This is a genomic window from Borborobacter arsenicus (assembly GCF_003934165.1).
GTDB lineage: Bacteria > Pseudomonadota > Alphaproteobacteria > Rhizobiales > Rhizobiaceae > Pseudaminobacter > Pseudaminobacter arsenicus.
In genome coordinates, this window is the sequence record NZ_RKST01000017.1 from 66947 (window position 1) to 85941 (window position 18995).

The window sequence follows — 18995 nt, forward strand, 5'->3', positions numbered from 1 at the left end:
TCAACCGTGACTGAAATCTTCGGGGTTCCGTTTGCCGTCCTGCTCGGCCAGCTTCTGCTGGGCCTCATCAACGGCTCTTTCTATGCGCTGCTCAGCCTCGGCCTGGCCATCATCTTCGGCATGCTGAATGTCATCAATTTCGCCCATGGCGCCTTCTACATGCTGGGCGGCTTTGCCGCATTGGTGGCATTCAACACACTGGGGATCGGCTATTGGCCGAGTTTGATCGTTGCGCCGCTCGCGGTCGGTCTCATCGGCGTGGTCGTGGAAAAGCTGCTTTTGCGCCATCTCTACAAGATGGACCACCTCTACAGCCTGTTGCTCACCTTTGGAGTGGCACTGATGCTGGAGGGGCTGTTCAGGCATCTGTTCGGATCAGCCGGCAAGCCCTACCCGCTGCCGGAAGCACTGAGCGGCGGCATCAATCTCGGCTTCATGTTCCTGCCCGCCTATCGCGCCTGGGTGATCGTGGCTTCGCTCGGCGTCTGCCTGGTGACCTGGTATGCCATCGAGCGCACCCGGCTTGGCGCCTATCTGCGCGCGGCCACCGAAAACCCCTCGCTGGTACAGGCATTCGGCATCAATGTGCCGGTGATGCTGACGCTGACCTACGCCTTTTGCGTCGGTCTTGCCGGCTTTGCCGGGGCGCTTGCGGCGCCACTCTATCAGGTCAGCCCCGGCATGGGCTCAAACCTCATCATCATCGTCTTCGCCGTCGTCGTGATCGGCGGCATGGGCTCTATCATCGGCGCGGTGGTCACAGGGCTTTCCCTCGGCCTCATCGAAGGCCTCACCAAGGTCTTCGTGCCTTCAGCATCGGCCATCGCGGTGTTTCTGGTGATGGTCGCAGTACTGCTGTTGCGGCCATCGGGCTTGTTCGGTCGGGAAAGGTAAACCAAGGTGACATTGCTATCTGCGACTGCGGCGGCCCCAACCACCCGCTCCTTTTCGACGGTACGCCTGTTCTTACTGGTTGCAGCCGCTGCTGTCGTGCTGGCGGCACCCCTGGCGATCTATCCGCTGTTCCTGGTCAAGATCCTCTGCTTCATCCTGTTTGCTTCGGCGCTCAATATCGTGCTCGGCTTTGCCGGCCTGCTGTCTTTCGGGCATGCGGCATTCTTTGGCGGCGCGGCCTATATCACCGCGCATGCCGCCAAGGTCTGGGGCCTGCCCTTTGAACTGGCCGTTCTGGCAGGCGTCGGTTTTGCAACCGTGCTCGGCCTGGTGTTCGGCGCGCTGGCGATCCGCCGCCACGGCATCTATTTCGCCATGGTCACCCTGGCGCTTGCCCAGATGGTCTATTTCCTCGCCGTGCAACTGCCCTTTACCGGCGGCGAGGACGGTATCCAGTCGGTGCCGCACGGCACCCTGCTCGGCATCGTCGACCTCGGCAAATCGACCTCGATGTATTATGTAGTGCTCGGCTTCACCGCCTTCGGTCTGTTCGTCATCTGGCGCGCGATCCGCTCGCCCTTCGGCCATATTCTGGCGGCGATCCGCGAAAACGAGCAACGCGCCAGATCGCTTGGCCTCAATGTCGAGCGCTACAAGCTCATCGCCTTCACGCTGTCGGCCGCTCTTTCCGGGCTGGCCGGCTCGCTGAAGGCAATTGCCTTCCAGCTCGCATCCCTGGCCGACGTGACCTGGCACATGTCGGGTGAGGTCATCCTGATGACGCTGCTGGGCGGCATGGGCACGTTGATCGGCCCGGCGGTGGGTGCAACCTTCGTGGTGTCGATGGAACACTATCTTTCGACCAGTGGCCTGCCCATCACCTTCATCATCGGCACGGTATTCGTCATCTGCGTCATGCTGTTTCGGCGCGGCATCTATGGCGAAATCCGCGCAAGGCTTCTTGCCACCCGGCAGCCTTCCGACCTCGGCGACTGAAACTGACTGGTGTGCCGCCGTTAATCAGGCAGCGTATAGGTCAGTTCGTAGCCGGTCTCCTTGGCGATGATCTCCTGCTTGCAATGGTCGCACACGACCAGCGGCTCGAAATCCGAACCACAGACGCGGTGGCGGAGCCTGAGCGGCGGCTGGCTGCCGGATAGCCAGCGGTCCCCCCATCGCATCATCACGATCATCGGCTTGTAGAGGTCGCGCCCCATTTCGGTGAAACGATATTCATAGCGATCGCTCTTGCTGAAGATGCCGCACTCGACCAGCCGCGCCAGCCGGTCGCTGAGGATGTTGCTGGCAATGCCGAGCTTCTCGACCATTTCATCAAAACGGCGCACGCCGAACCACCCTTCTCGGATGATAAGGAAGCTCCAGCGATCGCCGATGATCTGCAGGCTGCGCGCGACCGAACAGGGCCGCACACGCTCAAGCAGTGCCGGATCGGAACTGCGCCGGCTCTTCAGCTTCACCTCATAGGGGGAATAGCCAGCGCCAGGGCCGTCGCGGAACGAGACTTCACGGCCGCTGACCGGGGCCAGGCATTCCGAGCAAACGGTGGTGGGATGGCTCTGATGTCCGCAACTCTTGTGGATCAGCTTCAGCGGCGGAGCGTCGCCCTTGGTGAGCCATTTGTCGCCGAATTCCATCAGCGACAGCATAGTCGGAAACAGATCCTTGCCGCGCTCGGTCAGGAAATATTGGTGGCCGCGCTCGCCTGCTTTCTTGCCCAGCACCAATATCCGGTTGTCGACCAATGCCGACAGGCGCGTGGACAAGGTCTGGCGCGGAATGCCGAGACGCCGCTGGAACTTGTCGAAGCCGCGGACCCCAAAAAACGCTTCGCGTACGATGAGGAAGGTCCAGCTATCAAGGATGATCTCGACGGTCTTACGCACCGAGCAATGGCGCTCGAGATGGACTTTTTCGTGCATCGGCCGCCTTGCATGGCTCTCCTCAATGCCGGAAAGAGCAGGTCCCACCACAACTTCACTCATGAATTCCTCGCAGCCGCCACCTGACGAAGTCTAATAATGCAAGTTTTCTGTACCGTTTGACAAGCCATTCTGGAAAGTCCCCGGCGTTGAATCCCGAATCCGTGAATGATTGGCAATGCCGCAGACTCTCAATCCCAAAGCATAGCGACCCACACCGCCCTTTGGCCTACTCCTTGGTGATATTGATGTCAGCCGGTTCCATCTCTTTTTTCCCGGCCAGCCATTCCCTTGCGATCGAGCCATCTTCCGGTGTCAGTTCATGACCCGCTTCGATGCTGCGCAGATCAACCGTGGCGCCGGATGCGTCGAGCCAGTTCGCCAAACGGCGGGAATCGACGCCAAACGGATCGTACGCACCGGCAATCATCAGCACGTCGACGCCGCGCAGATCCACCTTGGGTGCGGACTCCAGAACCATCATCGGCCGCAGCAGGATGGCCCGGCGCACGATCCCCGGATGCAGGCCCATGACCACCGCCGCGAAATTGGCCCCATTGGACAATCCCAGAAAGGTCATCTTCACGGGATCGAGTCCGTAGGCCGCAGCGGCACCTTCCGCAAAGGCCGCGAACGCTTCGGCCTCGGAGCGTATGTCGGCCTGGTCAAAGCTGGTGGCGCCGTAGCGGCGGAACCAGCGTGCGCTGCCCTCTTCATGGGCGCGGCCGCGCACGCCAAACAAGGTCGCGCCGGGCGAGATGCGATGGGCCAGCGGCATCAGGTCGGCTTCCGTACCGCCGCTGCCATGCAGGAGGGTGATGACGCTGCCGTCCGGGTTTTCCGGCACGAAAAAGCGATGCACGAACGGCAGATCGCGCCGTGGCAGACGAGGCTCTCCCGGCATGGAGAACTGAGGCAGCATGATACGCAGATCGTCGGCCCGATCCTGGTCGGTCGGCGGGACCATCAGTTCCGTGCCCAGCCGATCCGGCGCTTCGTCAACCGTGAAACCGGGCCCGTCCGTCGCCACCTCCAGCAGCGTGCCTGCCGGCTCGCGGACATAGAGGGAGGTGAAATAGCGCCGGTCATGGACATTGGTGGGCGACGAATTGAGCTTGGCGAACTGCGCCCGCAGCGTTTCGATCGTGGCCGTGTCGATGGCGCGGAACGCGACGTGATCGGCCGTGCCGGTGCCGGGAATGCCGGGCACGTAACCGGAGCCGTCCCGGATGTCGATGGCGTCCGTATTGGAGGCCATGCGCGTGGTGCCTCCTTCCACCAGCCCTAGCCGATAGCCGAACGACGCGATGAAGGCGGCTGTCGCTTCCGGAAGCTCCGACAGGATCGTCACCGCGTGCAACCGCCGGGGTGCGATGGCGTCGTCGCCCCATGGCTGCTCCGCAGACATGTCCGAGCCGACAAGCTTGACGATGATGCCGTCGGGGTCCTTGAGCCGCAATACGGCTTCGCCGAATTCGCGAACCGGACCGTTGACCGGGATGCCGTGCTTGAGTGCGCGCGTCATCCATTCGCCAAGGCTTGTCTGAGGAACCGCAAGCGCGATCTCGAATACCTGTCCGTGGCCGACCCGGCCCGGCGATCCGTCTTCCCACACAAGGAAAGTGATCAGGGAGCCGGGCGAGCCCAGCCTGTCTCCATAGAAGAGGTGGAGTTGCTCGGCGTCTTCGTAGCCTCCGGTACGCTTGACCAGCCGCAGGCCGAGAAAGCCGGCATAGAAATCGACATTCGCCTGAACATTGCGCGTAATCAACGTGACATGGTGGATGCCGCTTGCCGGCGGCGGTCCCGCCCGTTCGTCTTCACTGGTCTGCTGCATGGGTTCGCCTCCTGCGGCGTCCTGTTGGGTTGCGACGATACTCAATGACCGTGGCCCGGGCTACAAGCAGCCCGCCGACCATGGCGGCGGACTGCCTTTTGGGTCAATCTGCGATCGGCTGGAGAATCTCTTCGATCCGCTCACGCAGATGGGCATGCTGGGCAGGGACCTTCAGCGCCTGCCCCAGATGCGCCGTGTCCTCATCACGGTCGAAGCCGGGCTCATTGGTCGCCACTTCGAACAAGACACCGCCCGGAGTCCGGAAGTAGATCGCCCAGAAGTAGTCACGGTCGATGACCGGCGTGACGTGGTAGCCCGTGTCGATCAGTGCCTTGCGCACCTCGAGCTGCTTTTTGCGGTTTTCGACCGCGAAGGCGACATGGTGGACGGAGCCCGCGCCTTGCCGTGCCGCCGACGCGCCGGGCAACACCTCGAGGTCGACGAAGTCAGCGCCGTTACCGTCCTTGATGGCGTAGCGGGTCAATGCACCCTGACGGTCGACTTCCTCATAGCCCATATATTTCAGAAGCTCTCCCGTCGCGCCACCATCCCGCAGCCGCATGGTGACGCCATGGAAGCCGTGGACCCCCTCATCGGCTGGCACCGTGCCACCGGCGAAAGGCAAGCGCTTGTCGCCATCAACCTCCGCCAGCGCGAAGCCGTCCCCATCAGGACCGAGGAAGCGCAGGCGCCTTTCGCCAAAAACATCCTCTTCCTGCAGGCCACTCAGCCCCCGGCTGGCGAAACGTTCCTTCCAGTAGCCGAGCGTGCCGGGCGCCACCGAAAACACCGTCTCGGAGACTTCTCCGGCGCCGCGGTGGCCTTTGACGATATGCCGGAACGGAAAATAGGTCATAACCGTGCCCGGCGTGCCGACCTCGTCACCATAATAGAGATGATAGACATCCGGCGCATCGAAATTGACGGTCTTCTTGACCCGGCGCAGGCCGAGCAGCTTGGTGAAAAAGTCGTTGTTTTCCTGCGCGTCGGCGGCCATCGAGGTGACGTGATGCAGGCCTTTGATTTGAGTAAGCATGGTGGTGTCCTCACTCTCGCTTGTCTTGGTTGGCCGAAAGATAGGATGAACCTTCATTCATCAGAACACCCATAATGTTTCATTTATTATTGCATATGGCGTAATAATCTCGGCATGGGCGAACTCGAATCTCTCCGCGTGTTTCTGGCCGTGGCCGAGCAGAGCAGCTTTACCGGCGCCGCACGCCAGCTCGGCATGACGCCGGCTTCGGTGACACGCACGATCACCGGCCTGGAGGGGCAGCTTGGCGTGCAACTGCTGGTCAGGACCACACGGCAGGTATCGCTGACCTCGGCCGGCGCCGTTTATGCGGCGCAGGTGGCGCCGTTGTCCCAAGGGCTTGCGAGGGCAGCGGAGGAGACCCGCGAGGCGCAGGGCATTGCATCCGGCACCATCCGTATCAGCGCGCCTCTGTCGCTGGGGCTCAAGGTCCTGCCGCCTGTGTTGTCGCAGTTCGTCACCCTCTATCCGCAGACGCATGTCTCGCTGACGCTCTCCGACGGCCTCGTGGACATTGTGGAAGAGGGCTACGACCTTGCCATCCGCATCTCCGGGCCGCCGGCCGACAAGTCGACCATCTGGCGCAAGATATGCCAGATGCAGCGCATTCTGGTTGCCGCCCCAGCCTATCTGGTTTTGCGCGGAATGCCGGAGTCCCCGGACGATCTGGCCGAGCATGCCTGTCTCAGCTACCGGTCGGATGCGCGCGAGGAGGTCTGGGAGCTTTCCAAAGGGGTGAGCCAACGCAACCACAAGGCACGAGGAGGATTCAGTTCCAACAATGGCGACCTGCTGGCGCGCCTTGCCCTCAACGGTGAAGGCATCACGCTCCTGCCGCGATTCATCGTCGACGAATATCTCGCGACCGGCCGGCTGGTGGAGGTGCTTCAGGATTGGGCGACGCCGCAAATCTGGCTCACGCTCTATTATCCACCCTATGAACGGCTGCCCCTGCGGGTGGCGACCTTCTCGGACTTCTTCGAAACCTATGTCAAGGAGGGCAGCGGATTCTGAGCAGGGAACGCCCCGGCCTCAGTCGGATTTATTCTCACTCTTTGCGCCCGGCTGCGCTATCTGGTTGGGGCCGTGGGCCTGGATCGTCATGTGCGCTGCGGCCGAGGAGATACGCCGCCGAGGACCAGGCATGATGCGCGATCCGGTCGAGGCGATGGACCGCGTCGATCTGCGCGAAAGCCTGCGCTGCGGTCAGCTTACCCGCCGCGACAGAGGCAAGAATCGTGACGCGGTGGTGGCGCCGCAGGACGTCGAGTTCCCTTGCTGCGCCCTCCAAGTCTGCGAGCGCCGCGGCGACCTCGGGTGAAACGTTCCAGCCGATGGGCGTGGCCTTCGCGCTGAGGGCGGATTCGGCGGTGATCGACCCACCAACCATGTCGGCCGCGCGCATGGCCCGCGCGCACAATTCGACCGCACGAAGGTCTTGAGGGGCTCCCGCAGGCTGTCCCGGGAGTCTGCCCTCAGCTACGACTTCCACGAGGCGTGAGCCATGATCGAGCGCGTGCAACGTACTCGTCAGGCGGAGTCGCTCGGCCTCGCTCCCAGGCGGCTCCTTCAACTCGGACAGGAAATCCCGCACCTCCTCGAGCGCGGCAGCGAAAGCCGCAGGGTCCTGTGCCACGCGGCCGGCGGCCACGCCCGAAAGCGTTGCGGAAACCGAAGCGGCGCCTGTCGACAGCACGTCCGCTACGACACGCCGGGCGGTCTCGACCGCGATCACCGGGCTGGCAAGCACACTCGGATCAAGCGCACGCTGAAGTGCGGTCTGCCTGGAGGGCAGGAGCCGCTCGACGATACGGGTAAACCACTGCGTCGCCGGAAGGAGCACCGCCACACCCACGACATTGTAGGCCGTGTGGTAGGCGGCAAGAAGCGTCATCCCGTCGACGGACACAAGGAAGGCTCTCATCAGCGCCGCCGTGAAAGGAAAGGCGGCAATCGCAATGAGCGCCGCGACAACCTTAAAAAGCACATAGGCGAGAGCGAGGCGCTTGGCCGTCACGCCGGCACCAATGGCTGCCAATGCCGAGCTTGTCGCCGTCCCGATATTCTGGCCGACGATCAGTGCTGCACCCTGCTCCAGGCCCACGGCCCCGGCATAGAAAGCCGAAATGGTGACGGCGATGGCAGCCGTCGAGGACTGCATGACCGCCGTCATCGCCAGGCCGACGACGATCAGGGTCATGAGGCCCGGTGTACCGAGCACCGCAGGCAGGTCGGACGGATGCAGGGTCTCGGCAAGGCCTCCCATGCCCTGCTGGAGGGTGGCCAGCCCGTAGAGCACCAGCGCGAAGCCTGCGAGGGCGCCACCCGATGCCGCAATCCGCCCTCCCGCCAGCAACCTGGCCAGCGCACCGATAAAGATCATCGGCAGGGCATAGGCCGAAAGTGAGACGCGCACACCGATCAGTGCCACGAGCCAGCCCGTCCCCGTCGTGCCGACATTGGCGCCGAATACCAGGCCGAGCCCCTGCGGAAATGTCAGCAGCCCGGCACTGACGAGGCCGATCGTCGTCATGGTCACTGCGCTGGACGATTGCACGAGCAGTGTAATGATAGCGCCCCAGAAGGCACCCGAGAGCGGTGTAGCCGCCGCCTTGCCGAGGACGGTGCGCAGGGCGGAGCCTGCCAGCGCCTTCAGGCCGTCGGTCATGACGGTCATGCCGAGCAGGAACAGCCCGACACCGCCGAGAATGGCAATTGCAGTCGACATGCACGTCTCGTCCCGGCTGCGCTTGGGCTACGAGTTCGTCAAAGTCCTGGCGCCAGTCGACCCTATGTCGTCGGCCTCCCCACTGCAATGAGGCTCCACGCTATGCGAATGGCCAGCTTGAGGCCCATCGCAGCCGTTCGGACCGGCGCGGCGATGGCCATAGGTCAAACGTCCACCCGGAAGGAAGCCGCAGAACGGCAAACAGTCAGGCACGGACGACTGGCCGTATCCGGTTGCTTTCGTCATCTGGCGGCAACCGCTCGAGCTATATGGAGCGCCCGCCATCTATCGGAACGCACATGCCGGTAAGGAATGCGGCAGCCGGAGACGCCAGGAAGGTTACGACGCCGGCGATATCCGAGGCCTCGCCAAGGCGCCCGAGCGGGATCGTCGCCTCGATCTGGCGGCGGCGGGCCTGAGGATCGGCACTTCCCAGCGTGTCCTTGGTCATGCCGGTGAGCGAGGCAACCGGCGCAACGGCATTCACCCGTACGCCGTCGGGCGCAAGTTCGATGGCCAAGGCACGGGTGAAGCTGATCATCGCGCCCTTTGTTGCCGCATAGACGGATTGCCCCCAGCGCGGATGCTCGGCCGTGATCGAGGCGATGTTGACGATGCACCCCCGGCGGGCGCGCAAGGACGGAATGGCCCGCGTCGTCAGAAGATAGACCGATTTGAAATTGACGGCGAAGATGCGATCGAACTCTTCTTCTTCGATCGCTTCGGCCGGCAGCGGCGGATGGGTGATACCGGCATTGTTGACCAGCACATCGATACCGTCCCTCCACTCCAACGTTGCCTCGATAAGTTGCTGGATCGATCTCGTGTCAGCAACATCAGTATGCTGGAAGCGAGCCATGCCGCCGGCCGCACCTATCTCATGCGCCACGCGCTGGCCGCCGGCCTCATTTGTATCCGCCAGCATGACAGCGTCGCCCGCCGCGGCGAAATTCCTGGCGATCGCCTCGCCGAAGCCGGAGGCCGCGCCCGTGACGATGATGCTGCGCGCCATGGTTCAGCGTCCCTGGAAGTTCGGTTTGCGTTTCGTCATGAAGGCCGCCACGCCCTCGTCGTGATCGGTAGTCTGGAAGCTCAACCGCACCTGCTGGCGCTCGGCAACCAGGCCAGCCGACAGAGTGGTTTCATAGGCCGTGCGCACCGACTGCTTGGCCAATTTGACGGCAACAGGCGCCTTAGCGGCAATGCGAGCGGCGATCCCGACGGCGTGGCGAACCGCCTCACCCGCCGGCACCAGATCGGAGACCAGGCCCCAGCGCTCCGCCGTTGCCGCATCGATGGCTTCGCCGGTCAGCACGAGGCGCATCGCCTGGGCCTTGCTCAGGCTGCGCGGCAGGCGCTGGGTGCCACCATCGCCCGGCAGCGAGCCAAGATCGACCTCAGGTTGGGCAAAGCGCGCCTTGGCGCCCGCAACCACGATGTCACACAACATCACCAGCTCATGTCCGCCGCCGAAGGCAATGCCCTCGATCGCCGCGATCAGCGGCTTTTCGAACGCGTCGATGGCTTTCCAGGCATCGAGCCGGCGCGATCCGTAAATCGCGTCGATACCCCCGGCGGCCATTTCGTGCACATCGGCCCCGGCTGAAAAGGCCCGCTCGTCGCCGGCAAGTACCACCGAACGAACATCATCGCTTGCCGCGCAGATGCCAAGCTCTGCCGCGAGCTCGACCAGAAGATCGCCGCTCAAGGCATTGAGCCGGCTTGCGCGGTTGAGACGGACCAATCGCACCCCGGGTGCTGGCTCGTTTGTTTCAATCAGCCGGGTCACTGCTGCTCCATTTATGAAACCGCTTTCATAATTAACATGGCTCTGTCATATTCCGGATCGACAGTCAACAATACGCATGGATAATATCGGTAAAAACAGATGGTTGTATGATATGGAATCTCGGATTTCACCTCCAATCATATGTAAACGCTTGCAGGAATTGGAAATTTTATGACTCTTCTCGATAGCGTCCGCATTGTCAGTTTCAATCATTTTCTGATGGGCCCTGTCGGCGTCCAGCATCTCGCCGACCTCGGCGCAGATGTCGTGGCCATCGAGCCGATCGGCGGCGGCCAGCAACGGCACTGGGCAGCGGCGGACAAATGGATCGGCCCCGACACGCCGCTGTTTCTCGCCGGCGGCCGCAACAAGCGAAGCCTGGCGCTCGATCTCAAGTCGCCCGCAGGCGCCGAGATCGCACGGCGTCTCATCGCCGAAGCGGACGTGGTGGTGGAGAATTACCGGCCCGGCGTGATGGACAAGCTGGGCTTCGGCTTCGAGGCTGTCCAGGCTTTCAACTCCAGGGTTGTCTACGCTTCCGCCTCCGGTTTCGGAGCAGATGGCCCTTATCGCGACCGCCCCGGCCAGGACCTCCTGATCCAGGCCATGAGCGGGCTGGCCGCGATCACCGGGCGCGCTGGGCAAACAGCGCGCCCGGTCGGCGTCTCGGCGGTGGACCATCATGGGGCCGCACTGCTGGCGCTCGGAGTGCTCGCCGCCCTTTATCGGCGCAGCACCACCGGAAAAGGCTGCAAGGTCGACGTAAGCCTGCTCAATGCGGCGATCGACCTGCAACTCGAATCCTTCGTCACCTATCTGAACGGCCCTCGCCCTGAAAACGGAATTGCGACCGAAGGCTCGTTGGGCGGCTGGTATTTTCCGGCCCCCTACGGCATCTACCGTACGGCCGATACGGATCTTGCCATTTCGCTGACCAGCCTCAAGGCGCTGGCGGCCGCGACCGGATCAACCGAACTGGCAAGCATCGACGATGCCAAGGCATGGACGGCGCGAACGCGTGTCGGCGCCTTGCTCGATGAGGTGCTCGCCCGGCGGCCGAGCGCCGAATGGCAGGCGATCTTCACCAAAGCGGGCATCTGGCATGCGCCGGTCGGCGACTACGAATCGGTACTGGCGGACCCGCAAGTGCAACATAATGGCTGCTTCATCGACACCCATAGCGCATCCGGCGAGCCGATCACGCTCGTTGCCCACCCGGTTCGCTATGACGGGGCAGCACCGGCCGTGCGCCTGGTGCCGCAGCCGCTTGGCGCCCAGAGCGAGGAAATCCTTGTAGAACTCGGCTATTCGGCAGCGGAGCGGGCACGCCTCTTCGAGGATGGCGTGTGCAAGGGCGTAGCCTCCCCTGCACCGCGTTGAGCCGTTCTTGCGGGCTCAGGCGGACGACCGGTCGATTCCCGCACGATAAAGGACGCCTTGAGGCGCGTTGAGGAAGGGGCGTCCCGCCCTTCGATGCGCGCCAGTAAATATTCGCCGACACGCCGGCTTTGCTCGGCAAGCGGCAGGCGGACGGTGGTCAAAGAGGGGTGCGTGTGCTCGGCGATATCGAGATCGTCGAAACCGATCACCGACAGCTGATCCGGCACGTCGATGCCAAGGGTCCGGCATTCGGCCAACGCCCCGAACGCCATCAGGTCGTTGGTGCAGGCAACTGCCGTGACCTGCGGATTGCGCTCGAGGAGACGACGCAGCCCCTGGCGCGCGTCGGTCAGCGTGGAAGGCACCTCGATCATGTCCGGCGCTGGCAGATCATGATCCTCCATGCAGGCGCGAGCGCCAGCGGCCCGCGCCGCCAGCCGCTCGTTGGCGTGCATCTCGGCAGACAGCACAGCTATGTTGGTGTGGCCGAGATTGATAAGGAACCGCGTCGCATCGTAAAATTCCTGTCGATTGTCCACGCCGATGCACGGGTAAGACGAATCGCCCGCATATTGAAAAGCGGTGACGAACGGCAGGCCCGACGTCTCCAGCAATTGCCAAAGCTCGGGCGAGTGATCTTGGCCAACCAGCACCATGCCGTCGATGCCATGCTGCAGAAGCGCCCTGACCTCGTGGAATTCGCGCGCCTTGTCATATTCAGAGCTGGCGATGATCAAGTGGTAGCCGCTGCGATTGAGCGCCTGCTGCAGGATTTCGGCCGATTCGGCAAAAATCGCGGTGCGCAAGGTCGGCACGATCAGCCCGATGGAATGGGTCCGGTCCGAGGCGAGAGCACGGGCCGCGCCATGCGCTACATAGCTGAGTTCCTGGATGGCTCGGGCCACGCGCTCGCGTACTTCCTGCCGCACGAGCTCCGGCCGGTTGATGGCACGCGAGGCCGTCGCCTCCGAAACGCCGGCGCGACGGGCGACATCGGCAAGCCGCATCTTGCGCTTGACGCCGCGGCGCGCCCGTTGACGCTTCGGCTCTCCTTGCTGTGACTGCGTCATTGAAACTCCTTGCGCGACCCCCGCGAATCCACTGCATGCACCGTAGCATCAAAAAAATCCAAGCGCCACACGGATGAAAGCGTTTGCATTATTTTTTATATACCTAAAACAATAGGTTACCAAGATATCAGGATAAAGTTGTATGGAAACCATGCAACAATCCCGCCGCCACGACCCCAAGACCTTCGTCTTATCCGGGTCGGAATTTGCATCTAACGCTTGACTTGACGCAGGCCATAGGGGTAGCTTTTCTGCGCTTATCCAAGAGTTAGAGGCCGGTTCACTGGCGCATGGCTACACGCGCCGCTGTCTTTCGAAAGAAAATGAAAGCGGTTTCATACAAATGGGGGCTGTACGCAACTGAGACATGGCGGTCCGCACAGATTTGAAAGCTGTGTTGGCGGCGTGGACCGGACTTCCTGGGAGGATAGTGATGAAACGAAAGTTAGGCGGGCTGCCTTTGGCCGGGAGCTTGTTGCTCGGCCTGGCTGCGCTGGGGGCAACCCCGGCACAGGCCGAAGGCACGCTCAAGATCTGTTACATGAGCCAACCCGTCATCGACGCCAATGTCGCGATGATGGAAAAATGGGCCAATGCAAATGGCGTCGAATTCGAGAAGAATCCGATGTCCTATACGGTCTATCTGCCGAAAATGAGCCAGATGCTCAGCAATGGCGGCACCGACTGCGATATCTTCTGGCACAATGACGACTGGGGCCAACTGTGGAAGCAGTGGGTCGAGCCGACCTCCGATGTTGCGGGCATGGACAAGATCCGCAAGGGCCCCATGCGTGCCTTCCCCAATGACGAAGGCCAGCCGACAGCGGTGCCGTTGGCACATACGGTCGGAACCTTCTTCTACCGCACCGACTTGGTCGACGAAAAAGACGTGCCGAAGAACTGGGCCGAAATCGTGGCCGTCGGCCACAAGCTCCAAGAAGAAGGCAAGACCAAGTGGGGTTATGTCGGCGGCATGACGCACCAGAACACCTGGTTCTCGATCTGGTGGTCGCTATGGACCAATGGCTGCGACATCTTCAATCCGAAGTTCGAGCGCGACAACGCCGTTCTCGACAAGAGCGGCTGGGTGCCGACGCTGACTGAAGACTGCCACCGCGAGACGATCGAGTTCTGGTGGGACAATCTGCACAAGGACAAGATCAGCCCCGAGGCCATGGTCTCCTATGGCCGCAACGAAGCCAATGCCATCTTCATGGCCGGTGAATCGGCCTTCACCTTTGCCGACTCGACCTTCTGGGGTGAATTCAACAACCCTGAAAAATCGAAGATCGCAGGCAAGGTCGGCATGGCACTCTGGCCGATGGGTCCGCGTCTCAACAACAATGTCGCCTGGGACACGATCTGGGCCTGGGGCATTCCAAAGGCGCTGGACCCCAAGCAGAAAGAACTCGCCAAGAAAGCGCTGGGTGCAATGCTGCTCGACCACGAAGGTCAGATCGCACAGTGGAAGGGGACAGGCGGACCGCCGCCGAACACCGATCTATGGCCTGAACTGGCCAGCCAGGATCCTGTGTTCGCTAAACTCAAGGAAGTCGTCTTCGACGTTAAGGACCAAGTCCTGTCGGCCTATTATTTCCCCAACTGGCCGGCGGTGCAAAAGGCTTATGCCGATATATCGACCGAAGCCTTGAGCGGAAAGCGGGAGGACATACCCGCGGTGTTGGAGCGGGGCATGAAGACCCTGCACGATGCGGCCGTCCAGCAGATCGCGAAGTAGCGCGATGGCGACGATTGCCGGGGATCGTCAGACTGCGTCGCGGGGAGCAATCCCCGCGACGCGACGCCGTAGCCGCCTGATGGGCGAGCGGCTGTATTTCCAGATCGGCCTCATCCTGCCGTCTGTGCTGGTCTTATTGCTGTTCCAGGTCGTGCCGATCTTCATCGGCATGGATGCCAGCTTCCGTCGCTGGTCGCTTTACGATCCGGACAAGACCTGGGTCGGGCTCGAGCACTATCGCTATGTGCTCAGCGACACCAATTTCCTATTCACGGTACTGCCCAACACCTTCCTGCTCATGGTCGCTTCTGTCAGCCTGTCATTGGCGCTGGGCATGGCCGTGGCATTACTTCTCCATCGCGGCTTTGCCGCCCAGCGCCTGGTTCAAACCGTGGTGCTGTTGCCGCTGATGATAGGTCCCGTCATTTCGTCCACGATGATGCGCTGGACCTTCAACGACCAGTTCGGCGTGGTCAACGCGTTCCTTGGCTGGCTCGGGCTCGGCCAACCAGCCTGGCTCGCCGACCGCTGGTACGCCTTCGGCGTGATCGTCTTCACCGATGTCTGGCTCTGGACGCCCTGGTTTGCCCTGTTGCTTTTGGCCGGATTGAAGAGCCTGCCCAAAGAGCCGTTCGAGGCGGCCGCACTGGATGCTGCGGGGCGCTGGCGTGTCTTCACCCACATCACCGTCCCAATGCTGCGGCCGGTCATCGGCGTATGCGTCGTCATCCGGGCCATCGATTGCTTCCGCACCTTTGACCAGGTGTGGCTGTTGACAGGCGGCGGGCCGGCCCGTTCGACCGAAGTGTTCAGCATCTATGTCTACATGGAAGCGTTCCAGAACCTGAATTTTGCCCGCGGCTCGGCGGCCGCCGTCATCGGCACACTGATCATCATGGTGGCGGGACTGGCGCTCTACGCCCTCATCAACCGCTTCATGGATGTGTCTCGATGAGCCTCGCTTCCTCCGCCGCACCATTGCCGCGCCCTACCGGCCTGTTCGATCTGCTGCGTCCCGGCGCGCGCGCCGCCTTCACGATCCTCGCTGTGTCGGCCGTGCTTCTCCTGTTTCTTGCACCGATCATCATCCTGGTGGTGACGTCGCTGCGACCAGGCTGGGGCGTCTACTATATCTATCGCGGGACCGAGTTCACGCTGGCCAACTATTTCGAGGTTTTCCAGCGAGGCGTGGTCATCAAGGCCTTCGTCAACTCGTTCGTGCTCTCGACAGTCGCCACGATCATCTCGCTCGGGGTGACCGTGACAAGTGGCTACATGCTGTCGCGCTTCAAGGGCTGGCTGCCGAAGACCTGGTTCACATCCATCTATGTGTTTCGCACGGTGCCTTACATTTCCTGGGTGCTGCCGCTCTATGTGGTCAATCAGTCGCTCGGCCTTTACGATACCTTCACAGGCATCCTTGCAGCGCATGTCGCCGTGCATGTGTGCTTCTTTTCCTGGATCATGAAGGGATTCTTCGATGGCATCGACCCTTCGATGGAGTATGCGGCGATGATCGACGGCTGCACCCGCTGGGGCGCGTTCCGGCGAGTGGCACTGCCAGCCGCAGGCCCTGCAATTGCCGCACTCGGCATCCTGTCCTGGCTATGGACGTGGAACGAGTTCCTTTTCGCACTGATCCTCACCGGCAATCGCACGCCCCTGCTCACCGTAACCATGGCGCAGTTCGTCACTGAACTCGGTACGGAGTGGAACCTGATGAGCGCGATGGCGGTAATGGCCATGATCCCCGCCATCATCATTACGCTGTTCGCCCAGAAATACGTGATCCAGGGCCTGCGCATCTGACGCGCCTTTACTCGGAGAATTGATATGGCTGAAGTCGTTTTGCGCGATGTCTGCAAACGCTACGGTAATTACAACGCCGTCGACAACGTCAACCTGACTATTCGTGACAAGGAATTCGTCGTGCTCGTCGGCCCATCCGGCTGCGGCAAATCGACAACGCTACGCATGATTGCCGGCCTGGAAGAAATTTCCGGCGGAACCATCGCCATCGGTGACCAGATCGTCAACGACCTGCCGCCGCGCGAGCGTGACATCGCCATGGTGTTCCAGAACTATGCGCTCTACCAGCACATGACAGTCTATGACAACCTGGCCTTCGGCCTGCGCAACCGGAAAGTGCCGGAGGATACGATCAAGGCCGAGATCGACCGCGCGGTCGACATCCTCGGCCTGCGCGACCTGCTCAAGCGCAAGCCGCGCGAACTGTCCGGCGGCCAGCAGCAGCGTGTCGCTCTCGGCCGCTGCATTGTGCGGCATGCCAAGGTGTTCCTGTTCGACGAACCGCTGTCCAATCTCGACGCCAAGCTGCGGGCCCATATGCGTCTGGAACTCAAGCGCCTGCACCGTCGCGTCGAGACCACGGCCGTCTACGTCACGCATGATCAGGTCGAAGCGATGACCCTCGGCGATCGAGTGGTCGTCATGAACAACAGCCGTATCGAGCAGGTCGGTACGCCATGGGAAATCTACGCGCACCCGCGCACCCGCTTCGTGGCGAGCTTCATCGGTTCTCCGGCGATGAACTTCCTCGATGGAAAGGTCCGGCGCAACGGCTCAGGTTTTTATGTCCAGGCGCCCGGTGGGACATTCCATGTTTCCGACCAGGGTTCGAGCGAACTGGCCGCACACGATGGGGGTGAGATTATCGTGGGACTGCGCCCCGAGCATATAAGCCTGAGCGAAACCAGAACCGAGAATGCGCTGCACGGCCGCGTCGAACTGACGGAGCAGCTGGGCGCGGAGCAGTTGGTGGAAGTTATTGCCGAGGGGGCAAAAATCATGGTCTCGCGCGTCGATGCCGAGCGCGAGTTGAAGCCGGGCACGCCGGTCTATCTCACGGTAGAGCCCGGTCAGTTACGCTATTTCGATCGAATAACTGAAGAAAGACTGGTTTAAATCACCACCAGGGGTGCGACGCCAAAGCCTTGAGGCGTCGTAGCCGAGATCAAGCGGCAGGCCGGCCTCGTGGGGTCCGGCTTGCAGGGGATATGGCGATGGCCGTCAGGACACCCAGTGATCGCGAGCGCCAAGCGCGATGTGGATCGACTTCACCTCCATATACTCCTCAACGCCATACATGCCGGTATCGCGGCCGATACCCGACTGTTTGAAGCCGCCGATCGGCATTTCGGGACCGCCGGTGATGGTGGTGTTGATCCAGGTGCGCCCGGCCTGGATGCGCCGGATAGTGCCGAGCGCCTTGTCGAGATCGGAAGTCCAGACGCTTGCGGCAAGGCCGTAGGCATTGTCATTGGCGAGTTCGATCGCTTCTTCCCGCGTCTCGAAGGTGATCATCGCCAGAACCGGGCCGAAAATCTCCTCGCGAGCCACCACCATATGGTTGGTGACGTCGGCAAGCAGCGTCGGATGGATGAAGCGGCCGGCCTTGCTGGCCACGGACTCACCGCCACAGGCCAGGCGGGCGCCCTCCTCACTCCCCTTTCGGATATAGCCCAGGATCTTCTCATTGTGCGCTGCAGAGACGATGGCACCAAGCTGCGTGCGCGGATCGAGCGGATCGCCGATGCGCACCCGGGCAAACTTGTCTACCAGCAGTTTTTCGAACTCGGCGGCCACTGACTTCTCGACAATGAGCCGACTGCCGCTGACGCAGCACTGGCCGGCATTGTGGCATATGCCGAACACCACACCATCGGCAGCATCGTCCAGATTGGCGTCGGCGAACACGACCTGCGGGCTCTTGCCGCCGAGCTCGAGCCCGACTTTCTTGAAGTTGCCGGCCGAAGCCAGCAGCGCATGACGGCCTACGGCCGTGGAGCCGGTGAACGACACCTGGTCGATGCCCATGTGTTCGGTCATCGCCTGGCCGATTTCCGGTCCGGTGCCGCTGACGACGTTGAAGACGCCCTCGGGAAGCCCGGCGTCAGTGAGGATCTCGGCCATGATCAGCGTGGTCGCCGAGGTCATTTCAGAGGGCTTGGCAACGATGGTGCAGCCTGCCGCCAGCATGAAGGGAATGCGCTCGGCCAGAATGAAGAACGGGAAGTTCCAGGGCGTGATGAGGCCGACGACACCGACCGGCTCGCGCGTGACGATGCCGAACAGCTTGTCACCAAGATTGTTGAAGCTGTCGCCGTGCAGGCAGCGGGCAGCGCCGGCGCCATATTCGTAGATGCCGGCGGCACCTTCGATCTCGGCGCGCGATTGCGAGATCGGCTTGCCGGTTTCCAGCGTCTCCCAATAAGCGAGTTCCTCGGCACGGGCGCGAATGCCGGCCGCCGCCTTGAGCAGCACGGTTGCCCGCTCCGCCCCTGAAATGCCGGACCAGACACGGCTGTCGAAGGTCTTGCGCGCCACGGCCACGGCATTGTCGAGGTCCTTGCGCGTACACAACGTTATACGCGTCACCGGCACGTCGTGACCTGGGCTCAGCCGCACCATGGTTTCGCGGCTGCCGGTCGCGATCCAGCGGCCTCCTACGTGAAACCCGAATTCCCGCGGTTGGGCCGGCAATGAAAGAGTGGGGCTTTTCGCGTCCATCGTCTTTGCTCCTCAGCGTTTTGGCCGCTCGACCGGAGCGGCCGATTGGTGCA

16 protein-coding genes are annotated in these 18995 nt (G+C 62.2%); 8 read left to right on the forward strand and 8 right to left on the reverse strand.

Annotation, left to right across the window (positions count from 1 at the left end):
* Nucleotides 1–6 precede the first annotated feature (6 nt).
* The gene (locus EET67_RS18590) at nt 7–894 is read left to right on the forward strand and encodes a branched-chain amino acid ABC transporter permease (protein ID WP_128627707.1); all 888 of its coding nucleotides are present in this window, start codon (nt 7–9) and stop codon (nt 892–894) included.
* A gap of 6 nt (nt 895–900) precedes the next feature.
* Entirely contained in the window at nt 901–1890 is a 990-nt protein-coding gene (locus EET67_RS18595) for a branched-chain amino acid ABC transporter permease (protein ID WP_425359533.1), read from the forward strand.
* Between the two features lie 20 nt (nt 1891–1910).
* Here the strand turns inward: EET67_RS18595 and EET67_RS18600 are convergent, their stop codons facing one another.
* From EET67_RS18600 to EET67_RS18610, 3 genes are all read right to left on the reverse strand, one after another.
* Complete coding sequence (locus EET67_RS18600) at nt 1911–2897, reverse strand: winged helix-turn-helix transcriptional regulator (protein WP_245451049.1); 987 nt, start codon at nt 2895–2897, stop codon at nt 1911–1913.
* A gap of 166 nt (nt 2898–3063) precedes the next feature.
* Complete coding sequence (locus EET67_RS18605; protein WP_128627708.1) at nt 3064–4671, reverse strand: VOC family protein; 1608 nt, start codon at nt 4669–4671, stop codon at nt 3064–3066.
* Between the two features lie 103 nt (nt 4672–4774).
* Nucleotides 4775–5707, reverse strand: coding sequence for a VOC family protein (locus EET67_RS18610; protein ID WP_128627709.1), 933 nt, complete (start codon nt 5705–5707; stop codon nt 4775–4777).
* 114 nt (nt 5708–5821) lie between these two features.
* Here EET67_RS18610 and EET67_RS18615 point away from each other — a divergent pair, with 114 nt between their 5' ends.
* Nucleotides 5822–6721, forward strand: coding sequence for a LysR family transcriptional regulator (locus EET67_RS18615; RefSeq protein ID WP_128627710.1), 900 nt, complete (start codon nt 5822–5824; stop codon nt 6719–6721).
* 34 nt (nt 6722–6755) lie between these two features.
* Here the strand turns inward: EET67_RS18615 and EET67_RS18620 are convergent, their stop codons facing one another.
* From EET67_RS18620 to EET67_RS18630, 3 genes are all read right to left on the reverse strand, one after another.
* The gene (locus EET67_RS18620; RefSeq protein ID WP_128627711.1) at nt 6756–8435 is read right to left on the reverse strand and encodes a Na/Pi cotransporter family protein; all 1680 of its coding nucleotides are present in this window, start codon (nt 8433–8435) and stop codon (nt 6756–6758) included.
* A gap of 265 nt (nt 8436–8700) precedes the next feature.
* Complete coding sequence (locus EET67_RS18625; RefSeq protein WP_128627712.1) at nt 8701–9447, reverse strand: SDR family oxidoreductase; 747 nt, start codon at nt 9445–9447, stop codon at nt 8701–8703.
* A gap of 3 nt (nt 9448–9450) precedes the next feature.
* Nucleotides 9451–10224, reverse strand: coding sequence for an enoyl-CoA hydratase-related protein (locus EET67_RS18630; RefSeq protein ID WP_128627713.1), 774 nt, complete (start codon nt 10222–10224; stop codon nt 9451–9453).
* Between the two features lie 171 nt (nt 10225–10395).
* Between EET67_RS18630 and EET67_RS18635 the strand changes: the two genes are divergently transcribed.
* Nucleotides 10396–11604, forward strand: coding sequence for a CaiB/BaiF CoA transferase family protein (locus EET67_RS18635; RefSeq protein ID WP_128627714.1), 1209 nt, complete (start codon nt 10396–10398; stop codon nt 11602–11604).
* Here the strand turns inward: EET67_RS18635 and EET67_RS18640 are convergent.
* On the reverse strand, nt 11529–12674 hold the full coding sequence (locus tag EET67_RS18640) for a LacI family DNA-binding transcriptional regulator (protein ID WP_128627715.1): 1146 nt from the start codon (nt 12672–12674) through the stop codon (nt 11529–11531). The two genes, EET67_RS18635 and EET67_RS18640, sit on opposite strands and share 76 nt — an antisense overlap.
* Before the next feature lie 433 nt (nt 12675–13107).
* Between EET67_RS18640 and EET67_RS18645 the strand changes: the two genes are divergently transcribed.
* From EET67_RS18645 to EET67_RS18660, 4 genes are read left to right on the forward strand one after another with little or no spacing between them, the layout of a single operon-like run.
* Nucleotides 13108–14412, forward strand: coding sequence for an extracellular solute-binding protein (locus EET67_RS18645; RefSeq protein WP_128627716.1), 1305 nt, complete (start codon nt 13108–13110; stop codon nt 14410–14412).
* Nucleotides 14413–14416: 4 nt separating this feature from the next.
* On the forward strand, nt 14417–15367 hold the full coding sequence (locus EET67_RS18650; RefSeq protein WP_128627717.1) for a carbohydrate ABC transporter permease: 951 nt from the start codon (nt 14417–14419) through the stop codon (nt 15365–15367).
* Complete coding sequence (locus EET67_RS18655) at nt 15364–16221, forward strand: carbohydrate ABC transporter permease (protein ID WP_128627718.1); 858 nt, start codon at nt 15364–15366, stop codon at nt 16219–16221. Before EET67_RS18650 ends, EET67_RS18655 begins: the two co-directional genes overlap by 4 nt.
* Before the next feature lie 24 nt (nt 16222–16245).
* Complete coding sequence (locus tag EET67_RS18660; protein ID WP_128627719.1) at nt 16246–17337, forward strand: ABC transporter ATP-binding protein; 1092 nt, start codon at nt 16246–16248, stop codon at nt 17335–17337.
* Between the two features lie 105 nt (nt 17338–17442).
* Here the strand turns inward: EET67_RS18660 and EET67_RS18665 are convergent, their stop codons facing one another.
* Nucleotides 17443–18942, reverse strand: coding sequence for an aldehyde dehydrogenase family protein (locus EET67_RS18665; protein WP_128627720.1), 1500 nt, complete (start codon nt 18940–18942; stop codon nt 17443–17445).
* Nucleotides 18943–18995: the final 53 nt, after the last annotated feature.

Bases quoted from the DNA above. Each gene is read 5' to 3' on its own strand.
- EET67_RS18600 (WP_245451049.1), bottom strand. From the start codon at position 2,897: ATGAGTGAAGTTGTGGTGGGACCTGCTCTTTCCGGCATTGAGGAGAGC.
- EET67_RS18605 (WP_128627708.1), bottom strand. From the start codon at position 4,671: ATGCAGCAGACCAGTGAAGACGAACGGGCGGGACCGCCGCCGGCAAGC.
- EET67_RS18610 (WP_128627709.1), bottom strand. From the start codon at position 5,707: ATGCTTACTCAAATCAAAGGCCTGCATCACGTCACCTCGATGGCCGCC.
- EET67_RS18615 (WP_128627710.1), top strand. From the start codon at position 5,822: ATGGGCGAACTCGAATCTCTCCGCGTGTTTCTGGCCGTGGCCGAGCAG.
- EET67_RS18620 (WP_128627711.1), bottom strand. From the start codon at position 8,435: ATGTCGACTGCAATTGCCATTCTCGGCGGTGTCGGGCTGTTCCTGCTC.
- EET67_RS18625 (WP_128627712.1), bottom strand. From the start codon at position 9,447: ATGGCGCGCAGCATCATCGTCACGGGCGCGGCCTCCGGCTTCGGCGAG.
- EET67_RS18635 (WP_128627714.1), top strand. From the start codon at position 10,396: ATGACTCTTCTCGATAGCGTCCGCATTGTCAGTTTCAATCATTTTCTG.
- EET67_RS18640 (WP_128627715.1), bottom strand. From the start codon at position 12,674: ATGACGCAGTCACAGCAAGGAGAGCCGAAGCGTCAACGGGCGCGCCGC.
- EET67_RS18645 (WP_128627716.1), top strand. From the start codon at position 13,108: ATGAAACGAAAGTTAGGCGGGCTGCCTTTGGCCGGGAGCTTGTTGCTC.
- EET67_RS18650 (WP_128627717.1), top strand. From the start codon at position 14,417: ATGGCGACGATTGCCGGGGATCGTCAGACTGCGTCGCGGGGAGCAATC.
- EET67_RS18655 (WP_128627718.1), top strand. From the start codon at position 15,364: ATGAGCCTCGCTTCCTCCGCCGCACCATTGCCGCGCCCTACCGGCCTG.
- EET67_RS18660 (WP_128627719.1), top strand. From the start codon at position 16,246: ATGGCTGAAGTCGTTTTGCGCGATGTCTGCAAACGCTACGGTAATTAC.
- EET67_RS18665 (WP_128627720.1), bottom strand. From the start codon at position 18,942: ATGGACGCGAAAAGCCCCACTCTTTCATTGCCGGCCCAACCGCGGGAA.